The organism is Algoriphagus hitonicola (genome assembly GCF_900113375.1).
GTDB classification, from domain to species: domain Bacteria; phylum Bacteroidota; class Bacteroidia; order Cytophagales; family Cyclobacteriaceae; genus Algoriphagus; species Algoriphagus hitonicola.
Genome location: NZ_FOPC01000004.1, coordinates 153,055 through 179,863 on the forward strand (window position 1 = coordinate 153,055; position 26,809 = coordinate 179,863).

Here is a 26,809-nt window from a genome sequence, read left to right on the forward strand (position 1 = left end):
ACAAGATTGGATCATACATAAAAGTGGAGCTAGAAGTAAAACGTTAATATTCAACCTCAAAGATTTCAAATATTTTTTTGTCTTCATCGTCAGTATCAATCCAAATTAATAAGCCATCCCGAACAACTTGAATATCATCTATCCAATATTTCTCTTTTTCTAAGAAAACAACACCCAACTCATTAAAATCTGAATCCATCACCTGAATTATTTTTCTAGGTTGCTCTTGTTCTTTTAAGGACCTGTGTGATGAATAAAGCATTTCATCTATTGCCTCCTGAGAATAAGCCTCTTGATAGGTCCTATAGTATAGTTGCCTATATGGATCGTAAATAATTGCCTTATTACTAGGATTAGAATAAGTGTTTGGGTAGAAAACATCTCTTTCCATGTTAAGATCTGGTAGAGAATGAAATTTATCCGAATAGTAGTTCTTGAACAAAGAAGGAGAGTTAATCAGGTTCAAATCAAAGTCAAATACAAAAACACGATCATCAATAGGAAAGGACTGTATAATAACGGAATCTCTATAATTTACAGTGTAGGATGGGGTTTCCAAGAACACCCCCCAAAATCCAGATGAAAAGTATTTGTCTGAAAAACCTAATTTATATTCAAATTCTTTAGATTTTGGATCTAATGCTATAGCAAGATTTTTTTGCTTATAGCCTTGTTTAAATGGATGAGCGTCTGGATAGCTAGGAATAAGTAACATTTCCCCTAAGTCAATAATAGGAGCAAATGTCCAAGGAAAGGGAAGAGTAGAATCCAAAGCCGGCTCATTAGAATCATCAGCCCTTAATCGATATGTATCCTTTACCTTACCAGACGAATCAACTAGATTGAGTTGATACGCGTATCGGTTTAAGACGAAAATACTATCCAAATTCCTGACATAAAAACCATCAAGGTGCCCTATTCCATTTGGACCATTAATTGCTAAAGGTATATTAAAGGATTGAGTGGTATCCCTTATATTAACAAAATGAATAAACCTAGGCTCGGTCTTAAGGAAATCATGAAAAACCAAATACTCCCCATTTTTGTCCTCATATGTTTCAATAAAAGACCAAGATTTAGAGGTTTGTTCATCAATTGGAATTTCAAAAATACCTTTTGAGATTAATTTAATTTCAGTTTGTTTTGACTTCTGATTACAGCCAATGGAAAGAAATAAAAAACATAAAAAAAGAAAGAAAAAACCAGTGGGTTTCATGCCTATTTTACTTAAATTCAAATTATTATTGAAGTCACCGAATTCGATGACTTCAATTTTTTCAAAATACCTCTTTTTTTATTCTTCTATGGTAACAGTTGGAAGACAAGTTCCTCCATCATTAACACACCATGCACTGATTACTTCTCCATTTGCTCGTATTTCAACATAAGTTCTATAAGCAAAAGAGGAGCTTACAGAAAAGACCAGTGCAAAGAACATAAGAATCAACTTTTTCATCTTTATTTGAAATTAGGTAAAAGACCCACTGATTCACAGCTTTTTCTAAGTTGGGGCCAAAAAACCTTAAAAAAAGTGAGCTCAACTTTGGCGCCGGATTTGAACTACACTTTAAATATGCTGTTGCGCCCCCCATATTTCCAAATTATTTGTTGAATTTTTTTCAATTTTTTCCTTAGACCACTTCCACTGGTCAGAGGACATTGGACTGTTTAGCCAGCATTGCCCTTCTTTTTTATTTGGCTTGGGAGCCGGAGAAAGATGCCCTCAGCTCCACGAAGGAACCTACGATTTCCCGGATGAATTGATTGAGACGGGAGTAGGGATTTTTTTGGGTATTCTTGGTAAACTTTCATAAAAAAGGCCAGAACATTCCCGAGTGGGGTATTCTGACCTTTGATCCATTAAACTCCTATTTTAAAGATTCCCTTTTAAGCGATACCCGAAGTTAATCTCAAAATTAAGTGGAAAAACATTCCCAGCTCCTGTCAAATCAAAATAGTAGATCGGGCCCAAACTTCCCAGTAAGGTCCATCGCTCATAATTTTTTTTGAATCCCCAGGTCGGACCTATGGCCATACTGTAATTTTCGTTTGTTCTTACATTTCCGGCAATTCGAGGACCATAGAACAAGTAGCGTAAAGCCAGAAATTTTTTACTTTTCCGCTTCCCGCTTTCCACTCGGTCAAGATTGTAATACCTCCTACCTTGGATATCCACAAATGGCGCAATCTGACCCTGAAATCCCAATTCTCCATACATCGTATTTAAATCTGGATAAGAGTAATTATATCCAATTCCGATATTGTATTCTATCGTTGTTATTTTTCCGATAGGGTTTTCCCAAGCAATCCCAGGATTTATGATATTTAGGCGGAGTTCTTTTTCGGTTTGGGCATTGAGAGGAACGCTGATGATTATCAAGCCCATCGCTATCAATAAATATTTTAATTTAATCATCTTTTTTTGTTGAAAAACTCCTGAATTATGCCCCACCCTTTTTTGAAAACAATCAAAAAAAGAAAGATCAAAAAGAGGAGTATCACACTTACGATCACTAAATAAATCCAAGTTTGCATAATTATTTGATTTAGGGATTTTGATAATACCAAGAGACCTGCCCTGAACAGCCGTCAATCCGAATTAATAGATTGACTCTTTCATAGGTAAGGAATTCAGTCCCGTCAATAAATAAAGAATACGAAACAGTGTATACTGCTTGAAACCCATAGGTATACCCATTACTGGCATTTGGAATGATATCTTGGTTTAAATTTCCCCCTCTGACACCCAAAAAAGGATAAAAACCATACATAGTAAAACTTGAAGCATTTAGTTCCCCATTCGAAATCCCCATTTCAATGTTTACTCCATTAAGTCCTTCATCTAGACCTGGAAATGGCATGTTTGTAATTCTTGCATTTACTAAATGTGCATTTTGAACGCATTGGATTTTAGCACTTTTTTCACCTATTATATTGATTCTAGATTTTTTCTCTTTTTTCCCAACTTTATATTCATTAAAACTATTTCTTTCGAATATTTCAGAAAGTTCGGAGTAGTTCACGCTCTTAGGATCCTTCCTAGCATTTCTAAGATATTGGAAAAATAAATCTACTTCATCTGATTTTAAATGTAGACTTCTTTCATTTGGATTGTTTTTTGAAGTCGTCTCTTTTAACTCAAATCCGTGTTTGCTAGCAATTTTTTCTAGTTGAGAGGTGTCTTTTTGATTAAACCTTTCATTTTCAAGACAGGAAAATAATATTGGAAAAATTCCAAAAATTAACAGTGCCCTTAGGTTAAAATGTTTGCTGTTTGCTGTTTGCTGTTTTCATAAAATTTAAATTTTTAACTCCTTAAACCTAGGGATAAAAAAAGTCCCAAAAAATACCCAGAACTGGGTATTTTTTGGGGGTTTTCTTTCGGTTTTGAAGAAATCCTCAGTCTTTTCTATCGATCTGAATCGTCAGATGGGGAGAAAAGTCCTTATTCCGAATCTTGGGAAACAAGGTCAACTTTTAATAAAATAAGTAGTCTCCCTTTTACTGTAATTGCTCTTTAATAAAATAGGTACAGCCTTTATCTGTCCAGCTTTCCCCAGTTTTAATGGGAATCAACTCTGCTTCAAAGATATCCTGCCCTCGATAACCCAAGCCCTGAAGATCGTCTGCGTCCAGAAAGTCCCCCAACTTTTGAGAAAGGTCTATGATTAGTTTGTGCTTGATCAAATAGGCGGATTGAAGGACCAAATAGCGGGGATCATTGTTTTTCGGTTCCACGAATTTTAATTGTGCAATCAACTCAAACATCGATACCGGCTGATACCAGGAATCCCCGGCATTTTCCCATTCCCGATCTTCTATATCGAGCGGAGTGAGGGGCAGTTGGTAGCGGTCTACCAGATAGCTTAAAGCTTCCCTTGCCTGCTCTTCTGGAGAAAGGTCGGACTCGTAGAGTTCGGTGATTTTTTGCTGGAGACTTTGCTCAGATTCTACCCATTCTTCCAGACTGGGCCACGATTTTGGTTGCATAGTGTAATTTTCTAAGTAAGAAAATCCAGCCTTGAATTTTCAAGACTGGATTTCGATTTATTTATAAAACTGCTTTCTAAGGCCATTTGGACCATACCATTCTTCATCGGGGATCTCAAGGGGTTTGAATTCAATACCTTTGTCCATTTTTTGCTTTTGGAGCTCGATTTTTACTTCTTCAGTAAATATAAGTTGAAAAATCCCAGTTGAAGGAATTGAAAGAATTGAATATGGACAACCTTCCTTGATGAAGATCCTATGAGGATTCAATTCATCCATATACCACATCTCATTCTCTGTAAATTCATTGAGATGATTTAAACTGTTAAAAGAGATAATTTGAATTGTTTTTTCATAACCTTTTTGAGGATCCTTATCCTTGGCGATTAATTTTCTGTTTATATAAACAAAATCTGATCTACTAAAATCCACCCATTGATCATCGAAGATCACTTTATCTGTAATCCAATACCCATTGATTGGTTCCTTTCCTCGCAAAACCGGGCAGGGATAATAACGAATATTATCTTTTCTAAAGGATTCTAAAAGTGATTTTGCTTTTGTGGATACAATGACTCGCATCGATAGATTTGATGAGGGTCTGTAGAAGTCCAAAAGCTTACCCCCAGCTTTAAGTATTTGACTATGGATTTTATAGGTAGACAAATCTTTGACCTCTCGCTCTTGGCTCCCCATTATTAAGTCTTCATCTTTGAAATCAGAATTATATTGGATTTTGCAAACATTGTCCAGTATTTGTACTTCAAAATAGTTCATCGGAAATTAAAAGATTAAAGCGGAGTTCTTTTTCAGTTTGGGCAATAGATAACCTAGAAATTCCCAGCAAAAGGAGGATCAAAAAGACAAGTTTTTTGTTCACAACCGTGCGTGTTTGATATTTCAACATTTAACCAAAAGACCTAGGTCTCTTAAATTTCCTCATTGGCTCGCAGCACTTAAGGAATCGGCTTAAGATTTTTTTCTTCTTCTAATCACTAGATAAATAATTAAACCAATAAACAAAACCCCAAAAATTTGCCAAGCTAGAATCCCTGAATTCGGCATCTCTATATCGTAACTTAAGAATTTGAGCATCTTCATAAATTAAAAATTTAAGGGATAATTTCAGTGTAGGAAACTTGACCAGTACATCCATCAACTCTTATCCGAACATTTCTTATTTCACTTGTCCAAATATCTCCTACTCCTTCAACAAATAGAACATATCGAATTGAGTAGGTGTAAATTCCTGAATATTGATAATTGTTTGAACTTGATGCATATTGTTCATTATTAAAGGTGTTTTTTCCTAAGGCAGTCATAAAAGTTAATCCACCGAGTGTAGCATCAAAGTTTGAAATCAGTCCATCTCCATTTCCTGTTTGAAATGAAATATCAATGTAGGTCTGTGAACTAATGCCAATTCTTCCATAAACATTCCTCCAATTCTCCAAACACCTAATCTTAAATTCTTGGGTTTTTAACCTGTCTTCTATAAAAAAAGAGGCTTCTGAAGACTTGATGATGGGAATAGATTCTAAATTATTTCTATCCAATACATTTCTTAAAACTGTTTCATCCAATATTTTTTCTTTAAGAACTTGGATAACCGACTCTAATTCTGCGAGACTAACTATTTTTATCCCGCTGCTTTCATTGGTTCTGATATCCTCTAATTGGAAATCATACTTTTTTAAAATTTCATTAACTGAACTTTCTGCTATTGATATTTCTTTTATATCATCTTCAATTGGAACACAAGAGGTCAATTTGTAAAAGATCAAAAAAACTGTACAAATTAGAAGAAAATGTTAGCTGTTTGCTGTTTGCTGTTTTCATAAAGTTTAAATTTTTAACTCCTCAAACCTAAGGCTAAAAAAAGTCCCAAAAAATACCTAGAACTGGGTATTTTTTGGAGGTTTTCTTTCAGTTTTGAAGAAATCCTTAGCCTTTCTATCGATCTGAATCGTCAGATGGGGAGAAAAGTCCTTATTCAGCATCTTGGAAAACAAGGTCAACTTTTAATAAAATAAATAGTCTGCCTTTTACTGTAATTGCTCTTTAATAAAATAGGTACAGCCTTTATCTGTCCAGCTTTCCCCAGTTTTAATGGGAATCAACTCTGCTTCAAAGATATCCTGCCCTCGATAACCCAAGCCCTGAAGATCGTCTGCGTCCAGAAAGTCCCCCAACTTTTGAGAAAGGTCTATGATTAGTTTGTGCTTGATCAAATAGGCGGATTGAAGGACCAAATAGCGGGGATCATTGTTTTTCGGTTCCACGAATTTTAATTGTGCAATCAACTCAAACATCGATACCGGCTGATACCAGGAATCCCCGGCATTTTCCCATTCCCGATCTTCTATATCGAGGGGAGTGAGGGGCAGTTGGTAGCGGTCTACCAGATAGCTTAAAGCTTCCCTTGCTTGCTCTTCTGGAGAAAGGTCGGACTCATAGAGTTGGGTGATTTTTTGCTGGAGACTTTGCTCAGATTCTACCCATTCTTCCAGACTGGGCCATGGCTTTCGTTGCAAAAGGGATCTTTTTGTTTGAAGAAAATTCAGCCCAGCATTGCGCCGGGCTGAATTCTGATTTATTTATAGAATTGCTTTCTCAGCCCATTGGGACCGTACCATTCTTCATCGGAGATTTCCAGAGGTTTGAATTCAATACCTTTGTCCATTTTTTGCTTTTGGAGTTCATTCTTCAGCTCCTCTGAAACAATTAGATATCTGGGACCTGTAATATGAATGGATAGAATATGGTATGGGCATCCCTCTTTTATAAATATTTTATAAGGAGATCGTTCATCCATATGCCACATTTCCTTTTCTCGGAAATTGATGAAATCATTCAGATTTTTAAATTGAATAATTTGTTCAGTCACTTCATATCTGGCACGAGGTTGACTTTCCTCACTAATGAGTTTTCTTTTTCTGAAAAAGAATTCAGATTTCCTAAAATCTACCCATTCATCGTCAAAGATTACCTTGTCTGTAATCCAAAATCCTTTCACTGGTTCTTTTCCTCTGATGACCGGGCAAGGATAATACCGGATATTATCTTTTCTAAATGATTCTATAAGCGATTTTGCTTTTGTGGATACAATGACCCGCATAGATAGATTTGATGAGGGTCTATAGAAGTCCAAAAACTTACCCCCAGCTTTAAGTATTTGACTATGGATTTTATAGGTAGACAAATCTTTGACCTCTCGCTCTTGGCTCCCCATTATTAAGTCTTCATCTTTGAAATCAGAATTATATTGGATTTTGCAAACATTACCTATTATATGTACTTCAAAATAGTTCATTTGAAATTAAGATCATTAATTTTTACGTTTGGATTATTTTGGATTAGTTGTGATAGTTGATCCATTTTATTTTGTAAAAATATCATGGCCTGGTCTGGAGTGGCATTTGGAAAATCTTCATTATACAAATCTAAAATTACTTCTATTCTAGAATTATAACTTGGATGGCTGGTGTTCTGCCACATATCTACTGCAATCCCATTATCAATTTCATTAATATGAAATGGGTTATTCTTTGCTTTAGCCGCCTTTTGAATAACCGGATGGTTAACATGTTCCAAAGGTAAAATGTGGTGAGCGTGCTTGCTAGGATCCGTAATACCCATTGCAGTTCTTAACCTAGTGCCACCAAATTTGATCAGCCCACCATCCTTCACCCAAATTTGTGAAATTTTCCTCGATGTCCCGGGAATAATTCCTTTTAATCTTAAAGCTCCTTTTACTGTTGTAGAAAACAAACCAATCACAGGAGTAGCGGCCACCAAACTCAGATTACCATTGACCCGATCTCCTTCCAAGTAATATAACCCCGCATTAAGCAAATCAGCTGGTGTCCCCAATCCTTCAATCAAACCTATTCCATCTAATGCAAGGTGGATAGCTTCCTTTGCCGTTTCATAAAATAATTTCTCTGAAGACCAATTGGGGTTCGCCTGTTTAAGAATTGCATATTTGACTTCAAAATAGGCTTGGAGGAGCCTTATTACTATATCGTTTGAAAAATTGGCTTCTGATTCCACCATTAGTCCATCAATCGCCAAACCAAATGTGGAATTAAACCTTCCAGAAAAAGCTCCATTCATTCCAGCCGTAACTGTAAAAAGAGCGGCATCCACATCCACATTAATTTCCGATTGAAAAACTTGAAGTAATTCATCTGAAAAACTCTGATTCTGGGACTGGCTTAGGTAAGCTAATTCAAAATCACTAAGGATCCCGCCCAGTTCTCGATCGATAGCTGTTGCTGTACGGGTAAGAGTAAATGCCGGACTGCCGAAGTCAGAAACTTCACAATCCATACAGGTCATCAATTCACTATTTTTGATAGCAAGTTTTCTTCTATTTGCCTCATCACACCTAATAGTAATTACCTGACTTTGGTTTCCACAGTTGCAAAGATGTGTATGTGAAGCACCATCACAGCCACAAGGAGTATAACTTATAGTCCAAGAACAAGAAATTGATCCACTACCACTTCCAGGTGTTCCCCCTCCACCTGGAGTAATCCACGCATCTCCTCCTCCTCCAGTAGATCCTCCGGAGCCTGAACCTGAATCAATCGTCACTTGGTCACATACCACCGGGTCTCTGTTTCCATCAAATACTCCCTGACACCTTTCCAAAAAATTAGGATTGGAATCATTGAAAAAGTTGGAAAATGAAAAGCGCTTAATGATTGCCCCTGACTGAAGAAAATCTTTATGGTCTAAAAATGACTGATACTGTATGCTGTCAAATTCGTACTTTAGTACATATTGATCCAGCAGATTATCCAGGCTATCGGTGACCACCACCAAGTTGAAGGTGCTAAACCGATCACCCTTTTCCAGAAAAGGTACCGTGTACGTTTTCCTCAGTGTTGAATCCTGCGTAAGCAGGGACGCATCCAGATCAAACAAAAAATCTGAAATCTCACGATTGCGGGCGGATTGTATAATATCTACCCCAACCCGCTTGCCCATTTTCAATCCTAGATTTTGCAGATCCGCTGGATCGGCAGACTGCACCTTGAATTGACCCTGTTCACTTTCAATAGTATCCTTTTCGAGTGCCGGATCGGTATCGATCTCCTGCTGGCAACCCCAAAAATTTAGTAAAAAGACTACGGCTAAAAGTCCTTTAAAAATCAGTTCTTTTAAAGCCAAAAGTTTGCTGTTTGCTGTTTGCTGTTTTCATAAAGTTTAAATTTTTAACTCCTCAAACCTAAGGCTAAAAAAAGTCTCAAAAAATACCTAGAACTGGGTATTTTTTGGGGGTTTTCTTTCGGTTTGAGAGAAAAAACCAGAATCCTTTCATGATTCCGCGACAAAGTTTAATCCCCTCGCTTTTATTAAGAAATATTCAATTCATACCTTACCGATCGCCCATTCCCAAACTTGGTCAATAGACCGTGCTGTTGAAGGTATTGCAAATCTCTGGTTGCAGTGGCCTTCGAAACCTTGCAGATTGCCATGTATTTCTTTGCACTCATGCCTCCCTGAAATCCTGCTGGTCCTGCATCAAACATTTTTTGAATGACTTTGGCCTGTCGGTCCTCCAGTAAATTTTTATGCCGGTCAAAGAACTTCACTTTTTTCAAAAGAAAGGCTATTGTTGCTTTTGAGTCCCGCTGGGCCATGATGATCACCTTAATGAAATATTCGATCCAATCGGTGATTTCCAACCGGCTTTGTGCGGCTTTTAAGGCCTTGTAATACGCTTGCTTATCGGACTCTATCGTAGTTGAAATACTTAACAAAATGGGTTTGTTGAGCCCTTGAGCTAAGGCTTTTTCGGCAAGTGCTCTTCCTATTCTCCCATTACCATCCTCAAAGGGATGAATGGATTCAAAGTACAAATGTGCGATGGCAGACTTCACCAAGGCAACACCAATGAAATCATCTAAAGGGAGTTTTGACTGATTATACCACTTCACCAACCGGTTCATTTCCTTGTCTACCCGCTGGGAAGGTGGAGCTTCAAAGTGGACCTCCTCCCTACCTATCGAGCCGGAGATTACCTGCATCGGTTCTTTACCTGACCTCCAATCTCCAGCCCGCATATTCTGGGCATGAGCAAATAAGATTTGATGCCAATTCTTAAGCATCGCTACACTAAGCGGATCGCCAAAACTAGTTCTCACTTCCACCATCAATTCAGAAATTCCGGAGGCATAGCGGTCTTTTATTCTAATCGGTGTTTTATTTAGCCCTAATTTATTTTTGATTGAGGACAGCACATCATCACGACTATAAAACTCCCCCTCGATGGCGGAGGATTTGATCGCTTCGGAAACCATGCTATTGAGTAGTGTTTCTTCTTCCAATTCTACCGTGAGCCCTTTTTCCATCCCATTCAACTCAGCCCATTCTAAAGCAAACTCCAAAAACAAAGGCCGTATTCCCTCCAAATCATAATGAAAGTTAGGCCAATGCTGGTGTTGCCAATTGTAAGTCATGAGTAAAAATATTTTACTAATCGACTCAAATATACATTTATTTTGAGCCGAATAAAAAAGTTATTCGGCTCATGCCTGCTATAACTGATCCGAAAATTTTGGAAAAACTGGTTATCAAAAATATCATCGATAGCAGGAAAGATAAGAAAAAACCTCCAAGGAATCCTGATATTTCGGAATCCCTTGGAGGGTGGATATTTTTCTCTGCTATTCGAGATTTGTAATCTCGAAGCACGATCGAAAGATTTGTAATTTTCCAAGTCGAGTCCCTCAGCTCATCCAGTTTCTCAATTTTTATTGCAATTAGTCATCTCAAAGCTATGTGACTATGTGGTTCCCCTTTTTTTCTCAACCACACAGACTTAGGGCACATAGTTTTTTCAATCCTTCTCCAGCTAACTGTCTTCCAGTCTTTACTGGTCAGAAAGTCGAGCGTCTTGAGACGCAGGACAGCGACTTAGCTAGGAAATAGTGAATTAAAAATAAAAACCCTCCAAGGGACTTGAAGCCCTTGGAGGGTGGTGAAAACTGTCGGTTCTTTTTCGCCATGGTGAATGTCTCTCACCACTTGGGGGAATTTGCAGGTCTAATTACTTTTTCTTCTGTGCCCGCTTCATTGGGTTATCCCCAGTAGAAGCTCCTCTTGCGCCACCTCGACCTTTGAAGAGTTCGAAGCGCGTAGGCTGATACTGTCTTGGCCAGTAGTTGCTCGACTCATCGATATCAGCTGTCTCCCGATACGGATCCAAAACAAACTGCACAACTTCTTTTTTCTTAGGGAAAACTTTGGTCACCTGCGTTTCATTCAGCTTCCAGATTTCGGCAGGAATCCGCTCGATCTCCGAGGTACCATCAGCATACTGAAACTCAATGATCAAAGGCATGACCAAGCCGCCTACATTCTCGAAAGTAAGCTCGTAGAAATTTAGATCCGAATTGAGCAACTCTCGCTCTTTATCTGTCAGACTCGCCATAAATCGCTTGTATTCTTCCTCATCCTCGGGAGTAATCGCAAATCGATCGTAGCTATTGTAGAAATCACGCGTTGCAGGATCGGCTTCCAACACGGTCTGTGGCACATCAGCTTTGTTAAACTCCTTACTGATGTAAGTTTCCTCTCGCTCGAATTCAGCCTGATCTGCTGCTTTCTTTTCGGCAGGAGTTCGATTATCCAACTTAAACCATTTTACATCCTGAATGGCAATATCCACCGGTTCGGTCTCATAAAACCATCCTCTCCAGAACCAATCCAGATCGACAGCCGAAGCATCTTCCATCGTACGGAATAAATCCTCTGGGGTCGGATGCTTAAACATCCATCTTCTTGCATATTCTTTAAAGGCAAAGTCAAACAGCTCTCTTCCCATCACCGTCTCCCGTAAAATATTCAAAGCGGTAGCCGGCTTGGCATACGCATTAGGGCCAAACTGAATGATATTTTCCGAATTGGTCATGATCGGCTCCAGGTACTGCTTTTCACTTCTCATGTAAGGCACAATTTTATGGGCCGGACCCCGACGGGAAGGATAATCCCGATCCCATTCCTGCTCAGCCATAAACTGCATAAAGGTATTCAAACCCTCATCCATCCAAGTCCACTGACGCTCATCGGAGTTGACGATCATAGGGAAAAAGTTATGCCCCACTTCATGAATGATCACAGAGATCATTCCGTATTTCACGGCTTCCGAATAGGTGCCGTCTTTGTCGGGACGACCATAGTTGAAGCAAATCATCGGGTATTCCATCCCATTGCTTCCTTCTACTGAGATTGCGGTGGGGTAAGGGTAGTCAAAGGTTTTTTCAGAATAGGATTTAATTGTATGGGCCACTACTCGTGTGGAGTATTGCTCCCAAAGCGGATTGCCTTCTTTGGCATAGTAAGACATGGCCATCACATCCTTTCCGCCCTGCTTTACGGCCATGGCATCCCAGATGAATTTTCTGGAAGAAGTCCAAGCGAAATCACGCACATTTTCAGCTTTGAAAATCCAGGTTTTCTTTTCAGTTGATTTTCCCTTCTCCAGTTTTTCGGCTTCCCCTTGAGTCCGGATAATCACCGGATTGTCATAGGTTTGCTTGGCTTTGTTCCATCGCTCCAGTTCGGTAGCGGAAAGTACTTCTTCTGGATTCTGCAAAACTCCGGTGGCCCCTACCATGTGATCGGCCGGAACGGTAATTCGGACTTCATAATCCCCAAAAGTCAACGCAAACTCTCCTCTTCCAAGGAACTGCTTGTTTTGCCAGCCTTCAAAATCGGAGTAGACTGCCATTCTTGGAAACCACTCGGCCATGGTGTAGAGGTAATTCCCATCTTCTGGAAAATACTCATAGCCTGGACGGCCTGAAATGTAGCTCATCCTGTCTGTGATATTGAAGGACCAGTCTACTTTGAAGGAAAAAGTTTCTCCCGCTTTCAAAGGCTCCGGCAGATCGATTCGCATCATGGTTTTATTTACTGCGACAGAAAGGGCATTCCCATTTTCATCCTTCACATCCAACACCTTGTAGCCAAACTCCTCATTTTCCCAAAGAATGCCTTCCAAAGTTCGCATGGTCATTCGAGAATTGATGGAACTTTCCGCAACTTTCGGTGCCTCAGACTCTGGGCCTCGTTGGTTTTCTTCCAGCTGCACCCAAAGGTAGGTGAGTTGGTCCGGGGAATTGTTGATATAAGTGACTGTCTGGGATCCTTTGATGGATTGATTGTCATCATTGAGCTCCACATCGATCACATAATTGGCCTGCTGCTGCCAATACATGTGTCCTGGAGCACCCGAAGCGGTACGGTACACATTAGGTGAGCGAAGCATCGTTCCGAGTTGCTCAAAACGCTCAGCATGATTTTGCTCCGATCGGCGAGCCTGTGACCAGCCTTCGGTCGAAACCAACGCAAACAAAGCGATAGCGAGTCCAAATTTTCTCATAGAATTATATTTATTACCAGAATTTCGTTTCTAACATTAATACCAAAGCCACTCCCAAAACCATCGAAGACACAACCAAGGCCCAGTCCCGCTTATTTACTCCTGCTATTCCCACCAAAATGGAGGTCAGCAGCAGAAATGCTCCCACAATGACCAATTGCCCCGCTTCCAATCCCAGATTAAAAGCCAATAGCGGTTGCCAAATCGACGCCTCTTTTCCCAAAAGCTCGCGGAGATAATTGGAAAAACCCAATCCATGAATCAATCCAAAAAACAGAGCGAAGAAATAATTGAGTTGGACCCCGCGTCCGGAACTAGGTCGGGGTTTCAATATCGTCATAAATGCGGTAATGGCAATGGTCACCGGAATCAAAAACTCGATCACATCCGAGCGAACATTGACGATTTTAAAGGTAGCCAAAGCCAAGGTCAAGGAGTGCCCAATCGTAAAAGCGGTGACGAGAATCAAGATCTTTTTCCAATCTCTTCCCGTAAATACCGCACAGAGCGCCAACACAAACAGGATATGATCGTAACCCTGAATATCCAATATATGCTGAAGGCCTAATTTAAAATAAAGCTCAAATGTGTTCATGGTCGGTGATTATATACTTCAATAGAAGTAAATTGCGGCAATTATACGGGATTATCCCCACAAAAGACACAGCGAGTACTTCCAAATGCAACAGTTTTACATATTCATAATTAGTCTGGGATGGATGGTCATGGCGCATCCATTTTTCATCAGTTTGACCGAAATCCGACAAAACCCAGAAAGCCAACGATTTGAAATTTCCCAGAAAATCTTTTGGGACGATTTGGAAGTCAGCCTAAGGGAATTTCATCAAGAGGAAATCGACTTTCTTGAACCTGAAGATCCGGACAAACTTCTGGCTCAAGTAGAAACATACTTGTTGGAAAAAAACAAACTGTGGATTGACGGAAAGGCACTTGAGTTACGAGTCTTGGGCTATGAAGTCGAGGAAGACGCCGCTTGGTTTTACTTGGAATCTGAACCTCAAGCCTGGAATTCTAAAATCCGGGTACAGAATAGTATTCTGATTGATGATTTTGAAACCCAGCAAAACATCGTTCACGTGTACAAAGGCACTAGCCGAAGTCCCAGCAGTTTGCTTTTGGGAAAAGGAAATGAAGTGGATGAGTTGGAGTTTTAATTTTAGCGCAATTCCCATCTGACAAATAGCCCAAATGAATCCCTATACTGTTTATCCGGGCCGAATTGATCGAGGTTTGCGCCTATCCCAAAAATCATCGGGCCTTTTTTTAGCCCCGCCCGCAGATAGAGGTAGCTTCGATTGTGATCTCCTTCGCGAATACTTTGATTGTAAATAAACTGCAAACGAGTATAAAGCGTCCATTTTTCAGAAAGAACAGGCTTGTATTCATACAGCCCAAAAAGCTTGAAGTCCTGCTCTTGATTGACATAAAAAGTAGCCACGGTCACAGCTAAAAATTCCTTTGAGGCATAGGTATGGAGCGGCCCGAAAACAGGATAAAAGCCAATCACCGAATTCATTTCACCTCCAGCCATTACTCCAAAGCCTTTTTTCCCAAATTCATATTGAATCTGTGCGGGAATGAGGACAGACGACTTTCTCATATCATTTTGATAATTCGCAGTGAAAGTGGTGACTGTGAAAAAATTGAACTGGCTCGTCGGCGCAAATTGCTTTTTGACAACCATTTGGAAATAAAGTTGATCACTCGAAGGCATTATTTCGATTGGAATCGGGGGTTCGGGTGCTTGTGCAAAAAGCATTTTGATAGGAAATCCAAGAATGAAAACTAGGGAAATCCAAGATTTGAAGTGCTTCATCGTTTTGTGAATTTGTTTATCACAAAAGTGAAGCGGATCATTTTCCAAAATCTTGCGCTAGGGCAAGACTTTATTCTAAAGCTCTGATTTTAGACGACTTAAGGTGAAGGGAGTCACACCGACGTAGCTTGCGATTACCTTGCTGGATAGACGGGCCAAAATTCCCGGCTGATACTTCATCAGCCACTTCAATCGATCGAGGGCACTCTCCCCCTGAAGGTTATAAATCCTTCGCTGGGAAGTAGTATAGGCCATTTCCAAAATACCCCGATAGACCTTATTGACAGCAGGATGACTTTCGACCAAGCTGTAAAAATCCGCCTTGGAAATAATTTTTGCCTCTGTGAACTCCAATGCCTGAATAAATTCAAACGCAGGTTCTCCACTGATCAAACTCGAAAGTGCTGTCCCAAACTTCCCTTCAATCCCAAAATATCGGGTAAACTCTTCCCCTTCCTCAGTAACATTAAACAATCTAATACACCCTGATTCGACGAAAAGCATAAAATTGCAAACTGCACCTGCATGAAGAATGAATTCACCTTTTTTGAATTGTTTACTTAGAAAATAAGGTTCAATCTCCGAAAATTCAGATTCTGAGATAGCTGTATGCTCTATAAAATAAGTTGAAATTGGAATTTTGAGTTGGGTCATGTGAATTGATTTGGATAAAAATATACTCAATATCTTATAAAATCTTGGCTTATCTTTTAATTTAACAAGAATCAAATTAAATTGAGTAAAATCTAAAACGAAGACCTATGAATTCCATATCAAGCTTTTCATTAGCACTTTATAGCAGTTCCCGACTGTTGATTCAGATTTTTCAAGAAAAATTAAAATCTCTTGATTTGACTTACACGCAGTTTTTGACGCTTTCCATACTTTGGGAGGAGGACGGGCTTTTTGTCAACCAAATCGGGGAAAGATTGGAACTCGATTCAGGTACACTGACTCCACTGCTTAAAAAACTGGAGGCACAAAACTATGTGATGCGCATCCGGAGTGAAGCTGATGAGCGAAAAGTCCGGATAGAACTCACTTATCCTGGCAAATCACTCCAAACTAAAACGAATGCCCTTTTATCAGATCTTGAGACGGAGCTGTCATTTTTAGAGCCAGATTTTGTCAAATCCCTAAACCATTCGCTTCAGAGCTTGTTAGAAAAGCTTAAATCACACTAATTACTTATGGAAAAACTGAATATCGATTACACTGCTGTAGCCATCAATACAGGAGGTAGAAAAGGTCATGTCAAAACTGATGATGGCAAATTGGATTTTGAGGTTTCTATGCCAAAGGAGATCGGTGGAGATGGTGAAAAAACCAATCCCGAGCAATTTTTTGCCGCTGCTTACGCTTCCTGCTTTGGAGGAGCTTTGGGTGCAGTGGCAGGCAAAACCAGTCTTCGGGACTCTGAGGTAAAAGCTAAAGTTCATTTGGGAAATTACGGACCTGGAAGTTTTGGACTTGCAGTGGATATTGAGGTAAAAATTCCGCATGCAGAATCTTTAGAACATGCCCAAAAATTAGCCGAAGCCGCTCATGAGGTTTGTCCCTATTCTAAAGCTACGCGCGGTAATATTGAGGTGAAGGTAAAAGCGATCGAATAGGGGGTTGAAACATAAAAAAATAAGGGAGGCGGATTTTACTCTGCCTCTTTTCATTTCACCAAAACCACCCCTTTTCCCAGCATTTTCCGATCCATCATAGTTCGAAGAGCTTCAGGTGCCTCATCGAGAGGATAGCGCTTTCCAATATGCTGTTTGATTTTTCCTTCTCGAATCATTTTCATCAGTTGGAAAATGTTTTCTGTACTTTTTTCTTGTTCCAATTTTGAAAATTGACCCCAAAAAACACCCACGATCGAGGCCCCTTTTAGCAAAGGTAAGTTCAGCGGGATTTTCGGTATTTCCCCGTTTGCAAAGCCCACCACCAAATAGCGCCCTTTCCAGGCTATACTTCGAAATGCAGGCTCCGAATAATGCCCTCCCACAGGATCAAAAATCACATCTGCGCCATTTCCATTCGTCAGTTCTTTGATGCGGGACTTGAGATCTTCGGATTCATAATTGATCGTTGCTGTAGCTCCCTTTTCACGACACAGCTCGAGTTTCTCTTGGGAGGATGCTACGGCTATGACTTTTGCACCCATCAATTTCCCCAACTCCACAGCGGCCAACCCAACTCCTCCGGCTGCTCCGAGGACGAGTAAAGTTTCTCCGGATTTCAATTTACCCCGGTCTTTCAGCGCATGAAAAGAGGTGCCATAAGTGTAAAGTGTCGTCGCGGCGATTTCAGCGGGGATGCCTTTGGGCAACGCAAAAATCCGATTTACATCCACGGCTACTTTTTCTGCAAATCCTCCCCAGCCACAAAGCGCCAAAACCGAGTCGCCGATTTGATAATTTTTTACCTTTTCTCCCAAATCAATCACTTTTCCGGCAACTTCCCCTCCTGGAGAAAAGGGCAAATCGGGTTTAAACTGATATTTTCCCTGAATAATCAGTGTATCGGGAAAATTGACTCCGCAGGCAGCCACCTCGATCAGTACTTGGTTCGAATTGATTTTCGGATCAGGCAAATCACCGAAAATCAAGCTTTCAGGCATTCCAAATTTTTCGCAAATAATCGCTTTCATGGGCTTTTGTAATCGATGTCACAGAGAAAAGATCGGCGGAAAATAGGCATTTCCTTGCGAAAGCGATAATTTTGAACGCTTTAACAAAACAACGATCGAATGTCAGTCAATCAATTTATCCAAGACCATAAAGAACGCTTTTTAAACGAGTTGCTAGACCTGCTCAGAATCCCTTCGGTCAGTGCCGACCCAAAATTCAAAGACGAGGTATTCAGGGCCGCTAATTTTGTCAAAGAAAGCCTGATCAAAGCCGGCGCCGATACCGCAGAGATCTGTGAAACAGCCGGCTATCCGATTGTTTACGGAGAAAAAATCATCGATCCCGATCTTCCTACTGTCTTGGTATATGGACATTATGATGTACAGCCAGCTGACCCTTATGAGCTTTGGGATTCTCCGCCTTTTGAGCCGGTGATCAAGAAAACCAAGACTCACCCTGAGGGTGCCATTTTTGCCCGGGGTTCGGCCGATGATAAAGGACAGTTTTACATGCATGTCAAAGCTTTTGAAGCGATGATGGGAGCAGGAGAATTGCCCTGCAATGTCAAATTTATGATCGAAGGGGAGGAAGAAGTCGGTTCAGACAACCTGGACAAATTCGTCATTGAAAACAAAGAAAAACTCAAATCCGATGTCATTTTGATTTCTGATACCCACATGATTTCCATGCAGGATCCTTCGATCACGGTGGGATTGCGGGGAATGGCCTATATGGAAGTCGAAGTCACCGGCTCCAATCGGGATCTGCACTCGGGAACTTACGGTGGAGCAGTCGCCAATCCGATCAATGTGCTCTGCTCGATGATTGCCTCGATGAAAGACGAAAACGAGCACATCACTATTCCGGGATTTTATGAAAAAGTTCAGGAACTGACTGCCGAGCAAAGAGGCCGCTTAAATGAAGCTCCCTTTGACCTAGAAGAATACAAATCCAAGTTGGACATCAATGAAGTTCACGGTGAAAAAGGCTACACCACCATCGAGCGCGTCGGCATCCGACCTACCTTGGACGTCAACGGCATTTGGGGAGGCTATACGGGCGAGGGAGCGAAGACGGTCCTTCCTTCCAAAGCCTATGCAAAAATCTCCATGCGTCTGGTACCGGATCAAGACTGGAAAGAGATCGCCAAACTTTTTGAGGATCACTTCAAATCCATCGCTCCGGCATCAGTCAAGGTAAAAGTGAAAAGTCATCATGGAGGAGCGCCTGCAGTGGTTTCCGACAGCTCGATCGGCTATCAGGCAGCGGAAGCTGCGATGGAGGAGACCTTTGGCAAAAGACCGATTCCAACGCGGGAAGGGGGATCGATTCCAATTGTGGCCTTATTTCAAAAAGAATTGGGTTCGGATCCGATTTTATTTGGTTTTGGACTGGATACGGATGCGCTACACTCGCCCAATGAGCATTATGGCGTTCAAAACTACTTCATCGGAATTGAGACGATTGCTGCATTCTTCCGTCATTTCAGAAAATTAAGTGAGGCCTAAATAGGAACTAAGCCCATTCAAAAATCCTTTGTCCTAAAAAGCCAAACGCTCGGTATGAAAATTTCTTTCTCTTGGGTCTCCAGCCTGATTCTTGCATCTATCCTACTTTTATCACCCAAGTTGGAGGCGCAAATCATTTCTCCTCCGGAGTGGAAGGTGAGTTTATCACCGGAAAAACCCCGCATCGGAGAAAAGACCACTTTGATTTTTGAGGCTAAAATTCCAGCGAGTTGGTATGTCTATGGGACGGATTTTGATCCGGATTTGGGGCCTTTGATTACGACGTTGATTTTGGAGGAATCGGATTCTTTTTCCTTAGAAGGGACGCTGAAGGAGGTTGACGCAAAGAAAAAATACGACGAAGTCTGGAAAGGAGACATCACTTATTTTACCGAGGAAGGAGTTTTTGAGCAGGAGATTTTGATCAAAAATTCAGGTACAATCACCGGGGTTTTGGAATATCAGATGTGTACCGATCTCACCGGTCAATGCATCAATTACGAAGAGGATATTTCGTTTTCTTTTACTACATCCCCGAGCGAAGAAACTTCAGCGTCGCCCAGTCAGGATGTGGACAGCATTTCGGAGGAACCGACACAGGACGCTATCCCAGATCCCAATGAAGCTACAGAAGCTGAACCTCTTTTTGATGAAACTGAAATCGAAACGGATAAGTTGGCTGCAAGGACTGATTTTGAACCGGATGGAGAAAGTGATGTAAGCCTCTGGGGATTTATGGTGTTGGCTTTTTTGGCAGGATTGGCTGCGCTGCTGACTCCCTGTGTATTTCCGATGATCCCGATGACGGTGAGTTTCTTTACCGGAAGGGCGAAAAGCAAATCATCTGGAATTCGGCAGGCTTTTATTTACGGATTTTCCATTATCGGAATCTACACGATTGCTGGTACTGCAGTGGCAGCGATTCAGGGTCCTGAGTTTGCCAATTGGCTGGCAACACACTGGCTTCCCAATCTCTTCTTCTTTGGAATTTTCATCTTTTTTGCCTTAGCCTTCTTAGGTTTATTCGAAATCACCCTGCCCTCCGGATTGGTTAATAAAGTGGACGCCAAAGCAGAGAAGGGCGGTTTGACCGGAATTTTCTTTATGGCTTTCACCCTGGTATTGGTTTCATTTTCTTGCACAGGACCGATTGTGGGTTCGATTTTGATTTCCTCCGCAGGAGGGGAATTGATCAAGCCTGTTTTGGGCATGTTTTCCTTTTCTTTGGCCTTTGCGATTCCCTTTACGCTTTTTGCCATTTTCCCGGAGTGGATGAACCGATTGCCCAAGTCCGGTGGTTGGCTCAATTCGGTCAAGGTGGTTTTGGGCTTTTTGGAATTGGCTTTGGCCTTCAAATTCCTTTCGATTGCCGATTTGGTTTATCACTGGGGAATTTTGAATCGGGACATATTCCTGATTATCTGGATTGTGATTTTCGGAGCCTTGGGCTTGTATTTATTGGGAAAAATCCGCTTGCCGCACGATTCAAAACTGGAATACATTGGGGTACCACGTCTTCTATTGGCACTGTTTACTTTTATGTTTGTGGTCTATATGATTCCGGGACTTTGGGGCGCTCCTCTCAAATACCTGAGTGGCTATCTTCCTCCGATGAGTACGCAGCAGTTTAAAATGGGAGCGATTTCCACTACAGGGGAAAGTGGCAGCTATATTCTGGATGAACCGGTGAAATACGCCGATATTTTGGAAATCCCTCATGGCATCAAAGGCTACTTTGACTACGAGCAGGCACTACGGGCGGCCAAGGAAGCTGATAAGCCATTGCTTTTGGATTTTACTGGTCACGGTTGTGTCAACTGTAGAAAAATGGAGGAAAATGTCTGGGTGGATCCGGAAGTATTGAGCCGATTGAAAGAAGATTTTGTGATGGTCGCACTTTACATAGATGAGCGACTCGAGCTGCCTGAGGAAGAATGGTACACGTCCGAATATGATGGCAAAGTCAAAAAAACCATGGGCAAGCAAAATGCAGATTTTCAGATCACTCGATTCCAAAATAACGCCCAGCCTTACTATGTGATTTTGGATCATAATGAAGAACTGGTAGCTAAGCCAAGAGCCTATGATACCGATATTCAGGCTTTTGTGGAATACTTGGATGGAGCAAAAGCTGAATTTGAAAAAAGAAATTAAAAAAGCCCTGCTTTTTAAAGGCAGGGCTGAAATTTTAGATCAAATGGCCGGCTGAAAATACCGGTTGAGAATGCTTTGGTGTACTTTACCAAACATCTGGTAACACCAATCTCTAAATTCCTCGACTTCTGTAGGTAAAATAAGTCTTAGGCCTTTTCGCAACTCCCGCTCAAATAAATACTTGGAGAAGCTTACTTTTTGCAAAATGGTCTTTACGTATTCTATCATAGTCTAAAGAGTTTAGGGTTTATTAACTGAATTTAAGTTTCCATACGGAGGCTTTTCCTCCAATGTTACGTAAAATTAGGACTCCCAAATTGGAATTATCCTTAATTTCGCATCATGTGTAAAACGCTACTATCTTCTTTATTGGTATTCGTGCTCTCCTTTTTTTTCGGAGAACTCCTCGCACAGGAGGTGGAAGTAGAATTGGGTCCCGATCAGATCGGATTAAATGAAACTTTCACCATTAAGATAAATGTGGCCAATGAAAAAATCAAGTCCTACGATCAATTTCCGGATATCCCCGGCTTCCAAAAACAAGGAATATCTCAATCCTCATCCATGAATGTAATCAATGGTCAGGTGACGAGTTCCAACAGTATCATTCAATACTACAAACCTAGCCGAAAAGGGGAATTTACCCTTCCGGCTTTTAGTATTGAGATCAATGGGCAAAATTTTGACTTTGATGGTAAAACGATCACCGTAACAGACCCGGTCAGTAGCGGTAGGTCCAGTGGAAATGCAAGAGATCCTTTTTCGGATTTTTTCAACAGAAGTCAGGAAGAACCGGAATACATTGAGTTGGATGATGAGGCATTTTTTTCGGTGACGGTGGACAAAGACACCGTGTATGCCGGAGAGGGCTTTAATATGACCTTGGCCTTTTATATGTCTGAGACCAATCAGGCTCCTTTTAATTTCCACAGGCCGGGAGAGCAGCTTGATGAAGTCCTAAAGCAAATCAAACCTACCAATGCTTGGGAGGAAAATTATAATATCTCCAATATTGACCCTGAGCAAGTCATGATTAATGGCAAGCGATGGGTTCGGTACAAAGTGTATGAGGCCACATTTTATCCTTTTTCGGAGGGCACGATTGATATCCCAAGTATCCCCTGGGAAATGATCAAATATCGGATTGCTAAAAACCCAAGCTTTTTTGGCTCCAACCGGCAGGAAGATTTCAAAACATTCTACTCAGCTCCAAAAACTGTCAGCGTTAAACCGCTGCCTTCTCATCCATTGCGAAATGAAGTCGCCGTGGGCGAATATCAGCTTAGGGAAAATATCACCGAACTCGAAGTAGAGACGGGAGAGGGTTTCAATTACAGTTTTGGAATCTCCGGAGTGGGAAACATCAATGCGATTTCCCCACCAAAACTACTCCCCGGCAGAAACCTGGACACCTTCGATCCCAATGTCAGGCAGCAAATCAATCGCGGATACGGTAGAGTATCTGGAATTAAAGAATTCAATTATTTCATGACGATCAATGAAGCAGGCGAGGTTGATCTGGGAAATACCTTGGAATGGATTTACTTTGATCCGGAAATGGAAGCTTATGATACACTGCGACCTACCGCTATCGTTCAAGCCGTGGGTGAAAGCAAAGTAAATCAGGCGATTTCTAACCGAAGATTGGGAGGAATTTACGATCGCATAGCCAGTGAAGACAACAGGTTTTTAAACGAGCAATATAAATACTATTTTACGGCCGCAATTAACCTGCTTCTCTTGGCCTCGGTGGTCTTTTTGGCAGTGGTAATCATACGAAGAAAATAATGGGGAATACATTTGGGAAGCTTTTTAAAATCACCACGTTTGGGGAATCTCATGGAGTAGCGCTAGGGGTCACGATCGAAGGCTGTCCTGCCGGTCTGGAAATCGACGAGCAGTTTATCCGATCAGAAATGCAGCGGCGCAAGCCTGGACAATCCAAAATCACCACCCAACGCAAGGAAGAGGACGAAATCGAAATTCTTTCCGGTGTTTTTGAAGGAAAAAGTACGGGTACGCCTATCGGAATTATCATCCGAAATGCAGACCAAAAAAGTAAAGACTATTCCCATATTTCGGACAAATTTCGTCCGTCCCATGCAGATTATACCTACTTTGAAAAATATGGAATTCGGGATTATCGAGGTGGTGGACGCAGTTCAGCCCGAGAAACTGCCGCCCGGGTTGCCGGAGGTGCCATAGCGAAAATGCTACTTGCGAAAAAAGGCATTAAGATCACCGCCTTTGTCTCTCAGGTAGGTGAACTTAAGCTTGGTAAAAATTATCAGGAGCTGGATTTTTCGGAGATCGAAAATAATATGGTCAGATGCCCTGACCCGAAGACGGCAGAACAAATGATCGAATTGATCGATTCGGTACGAAAAGATCGCGATACCATTGGTGGAGTGGTCAGCTGTGTAATCGAAAATACACCCGTCGGCCTCGGAGAACCCGTTTTTGACCGTCTTCACGCCGAACTCGGCAAAGCCATGCTCAGCATCAATGCCGTCAAGGGATTTGAATTTGGAAGTGGTTTCGAAGGAGTCAAAATGAGGGGATCCCAGCACAATGATGCATTTGTAAGAGAAGGAGAACAAGTCAAAACCAAAACCAATCATTCCGGCGGAATCCAAGGTGGAATTTCCAATGGAGAAGATATTTACTTTCGCGTAGCATTCAAACCTGTCGCCACCATTATGCAGGATCAGGAATCCCTCAATGAATCCGGCGATACGGTCACGGTCAGCGGAAAAGGCCGACACGATCCCTGCGTAGTACCCCGTGCAGTACCAATCGTGGAAGCAATGGCCGCTTTAGTCATTGCGGATTATCTTTTGTTGGCAAAAAGCAATAAACTTCGAGATATATAAACCCTGGCTTCATGCTGAAGAAAATCCCATTACATACTCAGATCATTGTCGGCCTGATTTTAGGCTTGATCTTCGGGCTAGTCGTCATCAAAACTGACCTGCCCAATTCCTTTACCATCGATTACATCAAACCCATCGGGACGATATTTATCAATGCCCTGAAAATGATCGCTGTGCCATTGGTTCTGGCCTCACTGATCGTGGGTGTTTCCAATCTCGGAGATATCTCCAAACTCAGCCGAATCGGAGGAAAAACCATCAGTGCTTATCTAATTACAACAGTTTTGGCTGTGACGATCGGATTGGTTTTGGTTAATGTCTTTAAGCCGGGAAAAAGTCTACCTACCGAAACTCGCGAAAACTTGATGAGCCTTTATGAAGGAGATGCTGGATCTCGAGTTGGAGAGGCCGCTAAGCTTCAGGAGCAAAGCCCATTGCAGCCCATAGTGGATATCGTGCCTGAAAATGTATTTTTGGCCGCATCCAACAATGGCGCCATGCTTCAGGTAGTCTTTTTTGCAGTTCTTATCGGAATAGCTCTCCTACAAATCCCAAAGCAAAAAGGAGCGCCTGTCATCGCTTTTTTTGACGGGCTAAACGATGTAATTATCCAGATTGTAAATTATATCATGATGATTGCTCCATATGGGGTTTTCGCATTGATGGCCTCATTGATTGTAGAGATTGCAGGTGATAATCCGGATTCGGCGATAGAATTGCTCCTAGCGCTGCTCAAATATAGTTTGGTCGTAGTCGGAGGATTGGGCATCATGGTTTTTCTTGTTTACCCACTGATTCTTAAAGCCTTTACCAAGGTTCCTTACCTGGATTTTTTCAAAGCTATTCGGCCCGCCCAACTTTTGGCCTTTTCGACCAGTTCGAGTTCGGCAACCCTACCGGTAACCATGAAGCAAGTGGAAGAAGAAATCGGAGTTTCGGAGGAGGTTTCCAGTTTTGTGCTTCCTCTGGGAGCGACAGTGAATATGGACGGTACGAGCTTATACCAAGGTGTAGCTGCGGTTTTTATCGCTCAGGCATTGGGAATGGATTTGACATGGACGCAGCAATTGATGATCGTATTGACAGCAACTCTCGCCTCTATCGGATCTGCTGGTGTACCCGGTGCAGGATTGATTATGCTGATTATTGTATTGGAATCCATCGGAGTTCCAGCAGCTGGAATCGCCCTGATTATTGCTCCAGACCGGATTTTAGATATGTTTAGGACGGTGGTGAATGTCACTGGAGACGCTACGGTCTGTACGATTGTGGCGAGTACGGAGGGAGAACTGCCTGACGGGCTGATCAGAAAAAGCAATCCTCTGACGCCAAACGAATAAGCTATTACTTTGACAAGAATCAAAGGCCAGGCTGATCATTGCCTGGCCTTCACCTTTTGTAATAAAAAGCACCATTTTCAGGAACTTATAGCTTATTTTTGCGCTTGAAAAAGCAAAAATTACCTATGCGCCAATCCTGGTGGAAAATCTTAGCTATCGCATTGCTGCTGTACACGATCTTTGCGGGACTGCTTATGGACGCTCCTCGCTTGCCGATTTTGAATGAAACCATTCGGGCTTTACATTTTCATGTGACGATGTGGTTTGGGATGATTTTAATGTTGGTTGTTTCGGTTTATTACAGTATCCGCTATTTGCGAAGCAATGATCTTCAACACGATGATATGGCGATTGAATTTACCAATGCAGCCATTCTTTTCGGTGTTTTGGGAATTGCCACGGGGATGCTTTGGGCCAAATTCACCTGGGGTGATTATTGGAGCGGAGATCCCAAGCAAAACGCATCGGCCATCGGGCTTTTGATGTATTTTGCTTATTTGATTTTAAGAAATTCCCTCACCGATTCCCAGCAGCGCGGGCGGATCGGTGCGATTTACAACATCTTTGCTTTTGCGGCATTTATTCCCCTCATATTCGTTTTGCCTCGATTGACAGATAGCCTTCATCCCGGAAATGGCGGTAATCCCGGCTTCAACGCATACGATCTCGATTCTAAACTCCGAATGGTATTTTATCCCGCCATCATCGGATGGACGCTTTTAGGAGCATGGATAGCAACTGTAAGGGTCAGAATGCGTAGAGTGGAAAGGACGATTGAGGACAAATTGATTAATTCCTAAAAATGAAAAAACTAGTATTATTATTCTTACTCGTCTTTAGTCTTCAGGCTATCGCCCAAGAGAAAATTGAGGTGACCGAATCGGATTATAACAATAATCAAATCGAGATGGCCGACAAAATGCGTGAAGATGGAAAAATCTACGTGTTGGTTGGGATCATCGGGCTTATCTTTATCGGCATCACCGGATACTTGATCTATACTGAGCGTAAAATCAGCAAAATCGAAAAAAGCCTATCGGCTAATTAATACGAAATACCATGAAATCGAGCATGACCCAAGCGACACAC

At 41.5% G+C, this 26,809-nt stretch carries 27 protein-coding genes; 10 read left to right on the plus strand and 17 right to left on the minus strand.

Annotated elements, in window-relative coordinates; translation table 11 throughout:
• Positions 1-43 precede the first annotated feature (43 nt).
• The 13 genes from BM043_RS06990 to BM043_RS07045 form a co-directional block, all read right to left on the minus strand.
• A complete protein-coding gene (locus BM043_RS06990) occupies positions 44-1,216 on the minus strand; it encodes a DUF4221 family protein (RefSeq protein ID WP_092790167.1) in 1,173 nt (390 codons plus the stop codon).
• A 78-nt stretch (positions 1,217-1,294) separates the two neighbouring features.
• Positions 1,295-1,456, minus strand: a complete 162-nt coding sequence (locus tag BM043_RS19610; RefSeq protein WP_218144132.1) for a hypothetical protein — start codon at positions 1,454-1,456, stop codon at positions 1,295-1,297.
• A gap of 417 nt (positions 1,457-1,873) precedes the next feature.
• On the minus strand, positions 1,874-2,416 hold the full coding sequence (locus BM043_RS06995) for a hypothetical protein (protein ID WP_092790168.1): 543 nt from the start codon (positions 2,414-2,416) through the stop codon (positions 1,874-1,876).
• A gap of 130 nt (positions 2,417-2,546) precedes the next feature.
• On the minus strand, positions 2,547-3,023 hold the full coding sequence (locus tag BM043_RS07000; protein WP_092790170.1) for a hypothetical protein: 477 nt from the start codon (positions 3,021-3,023) through the stop codon (positions 2,547-2,549).
• A gap of 478 nt (positions 3,024-3,501) precedes the next feature.
• Positions 3,502-3,990: a hypothetical protein gene (locus BM043_RS07005; RefSeq protein ID WP_092790172.1), complete on the minus strand. Its 489-nt coding sequence runs from the start codon at positions 3,988-3,990 to the stop codon at positions 3,502-3,504.
• A gap of 57 nt (positions 3,991-4,047) precedes the next feature.
• Entirely contained in the window at positions 4,048-4,767 is a 720-nt protein-coding gene (locus BM043_RS07010) for a hypothetical protein (protein WP_092790174.1), read from the minus strand.
• A 335-nt stretch (positions 4,768-5,102) separates the two neighbouring features.
• Positions 5,103-5,774: a hypothetical protein gene (locus BM043_RS07015; RefSeq protein WP_092790176.1), complete on the minus strand. Its 672-nt coding sequence runs from the start codon at positions 5,772-5,774 to the stop codon at positions 5,103-5,105.
• 261 nt (positions 5,775-6,035) lie between these two features.
• Positions 6,036-6,524 carry a hypothetical protein gene (locus tag BM043_RS07020; protein ID WP_092790178.1) on the minus strand — a complete coding sequence of 163 codons (489 nt, stop codon included), beginning with the start codon at positions 6,522-6,524 and terminating at the stop codon, positions 6,036-6,038.
• A 59-nt stretch (positions 6,525-6,583) separates the two neighbouring features.
• Positions 6,584-7,303 carry a hypothetical protein gene (locus BM043_RS07025; protein ID WP_092790181.1) on the minus strand — a complete coding sequence of 240 codons (720 nt, stop codon included), beginning with the start codon at positions 7,301-7,303 and terminating at the stop codon, positions 6,584-6,586.
• The gene (locus tag BM043_RS07030; RefSeq protein ID WP_143189492.1) at positions 7,300-8,922 is read right to left on the minus strand and encodes an AHH domain-containing protein; all 1,623 of its coding nucleotides are present in this window, start codon (positions 8,920-8,922) and stop codon (positions 7,300-7,302) included. The genes BM043_RS07025 and BM043_RS07030 overlap by 4 nt, the downstream gene beginning before the upstream one ends.
• A gap of 431 nt (positions 8,923-9,353) precedes the next feature.
• On the minus strand, positions 9,354-10,460 hold the full coding sequence (locus BM043_RS07035) for a Fic family protein (RefSeq protein WP_092790184.1): 1,107 nt from the start codon (positions 10,458-10,460) through the stop codon (positions 9,354-9,356).
• A 590-nt stretch (positions 10,461-11,050) separates the two neighbouring features.
• A complete protein-coding gene (locus tag BM043_RS07040; RefSeq protein ID WP_092790186.1) occupies positions 11,051-13,387 on the minus strand; it encodes a M1 family metallopeptidase in 2,337 nt (778 codons plus the stop codon).
• A 13-nt stretch (positions 13,388-13,400) separates the two neighbouring features.
• Positions 13,401-13,982, minus strand: coding sequence for a HupE/UreJ family protein (locus BM043_RS07045; protein ID WP_092790188.1), 582 nt, complete (start codon positions 13,980-13,982; stop codon positions 13,401-13,403).
• Between the two features lie 85 nt (positions 13,983-14,067).
• Here BM043_RS07045 and BM043_RS07050 point away from each other — a divergent pair, with 85 nt between their 5' ends.
• Positions 14,068-14,562: a DUF6702 family protein gene (locus BM043_RS07050; RefSeq protein ID WP_092790190.1), complete on the plus strand. Its 495-nt coding sequence runs from the start codon at positions 14,068-14,070 to the stop codon at positions 14,560-14,562.
• 2 nt (positions 14,563-14,564) lie between these two features.
• On the opposite strand, the gene BM043_RS07055 is transcribed toward BM043_RS07050, so the two are convergent.
• Together BM043_RS07055 and BM043_RS07060 are read right to left on the minus strand one after the other, a co-directional pair.
• Entirely contained in the window at positions 14,565-15,224 is a 660-nt protein-coding gene (locus BM043_RS07055) for a hypothetical protein (RefSeq protein WP_092790192.1), read from the minus strand.
• 75 nt (positions 15,225-15,299) lie between these two features.
• Complete coding sequence (locus BM043_RS07060; protein WP_092790194.1) at positions 15,300-15,878, minus strand: Crp/Fnr family transcriptional regulator; 579 nt, start codon at positions 15,876-15,878, stop codon at positions 15,300-15,302.
• 107 nt (positions 15,879-15,985) lie between these two features.
• Here BM043_RS07060 and BM043_RS07065 point away from each other — a divergent pair, with 107 nt between their 5' ends.
• Both BM043_RS07065 and BM043_RS07070 read left to right on the plus strand, forming a co-directional pair.
• Positions 15,986-16,408: a MarR family winged helix-turn-helix transcriptional regulator gene (locus BM043_RS07065; RefSeq protein WP_092790196.1), complete on the plus strand. Its 423-nt coding sequence runs from the start codon at positions 15,986-15,988 to the stop codon at positions 16,406-16,408.
• 6 nt (positions 16,409-16,414) lie between these two features.
• Entirely contained in the window at positions 16,415-16,837 is a 423-nt protein-coding gene (locus tag BM043_RS07070; RefSeq protein WP_092790198.1) for an organic hydroperoxide resistance protein, read from the plus strand.
• 50 nt (positions 16,838-16,887) lie between these two features.
• Here BM043_RS07070 and BM043_RS07075 read toward each other — a convergent pair whose 3' ends face one another.
• Complete coding sequence (locus BM043_RS07075) at positions 16,888-17,865, minus strand: NADPH:quinone oxidoreductase family protein (protein WP_092790201.1); 978 nt, start codon at positions 17,863-17,865, stop codon at positions 16,888-16,890.
• 99 nt (positions 17,866-17,964) lie between these two features.
• Between BM043_RS07075 and BM043_RS07080 the strand changes: the two genes are divergently transcribed.
• The gene (locus BM043_RS07080; RefSeq protein WP_092790203.1) at positions 17,965-19,353 is read left to right on the plus strand and encodes a dipeptidase; all 1,389 of its coding nucleotides are present in this window, start codon (positions 17,965-17,967) and stop codon (positions 19,351-19,353) included.
• Positions 19,354-19,407: 54 nt separating this feature from the next.
• A complete protein-coding gene (locus BM043_RS07085; protein ID WP_092790205.1) occupies positions 19,408-21,507 on the plus strand; it encodes a protein-disulfide reductase DsbD family protein in 2,100 nt (699 codons plus the stop codon).
• 39 nt (positions 21,508-21,546) lie between these two features.
• Here BM043_RS07085 and BM043_RS07090 read toward each other — a convergent pair whose 3' ends face one another.
• A complete protein-coding gene (locus BM043_RS07090; RefSeq protein WP_092790207.1) occupies positions 21,547-21,735 on the minus strand; it encodes a hypothetical protein in 189 nt (62 codons plus the stop codon).
• Positions 21,736-21,849: 114 nt separating this feature from the next.
• Between BM043_RS07090 and BM043_RS07095 the strand changes: the two genes are divergently transcribed.
• The 5 genes from BM043_RS07095 to BM043_RS07115 all read left to right on the plus strand — a co-directional run bounded on the left by BM043_RS07095 (position 21,850) and on the right by BM043_RS07115 (position 26,768).
• Complete coding sequence (locus tag BM043_RS07095) at positions 21,850-23,295, plus strand: BatD family protein (RefSeq protein ID WP_092790209.1); 1,446 nt, start codon at positions 21,850-21,852, stop codon at positions 23,293-23,295.
• The gene (gene aroC / locus BM043_RS07100) at positions 23,295-24,380 is read left to right on the plus strand and encodes a chorismate synthase (protein ID WP_092790211.1); all 1,086 of its coding nucleotides are present in this window, start codon (positions 23,295-23,297) and stop codon (positions 24,378-24,380) included. The genes BM043_RS07095 and aroC overlap by 1 nt, the downstream gene beginning before the upstream one ends.
• Before the next feature lie 11 nt (positions 24,381-24,391).
• Positions 24,392-25,720: a dicarboxylate/amino acid:cation symporter gene (locus BM043_RS07105; protein ID WP_092790213.1), complete on the plus strand. Its 1,329-nt coding sequence runs from the start codon at positions 24,392-24,394 to the stop codon at positions 25,718-25,720.
• Positions 25,721-25,818: 98 nt separating this feature from the next.
• Complete coding sequence (locus BM043_RS07110; RefSeq protein WP_262481161.1) at positions 25,819-26,520, plus strand: cytochrome c biogenesis protein; 702 nt, start codon at positions 25,819-25,821, stop codon at positions 26,518-26,520.
• Between the two features lie 2 nt (positions 26,521-26,522).
• Positions 26,523-26,768 (plus strand): CcmD family protein, encoded by a 246-nt coding sequence (locus tag BM043_RS07115; RefSeq protein WP_092790217.1) that lies wholly within the window; start codon positions 26,523-26,525, stop codon positions 26,766-26,768.
• Positions 26,769-26,809 lie beyond the last annotated feature (41 nt).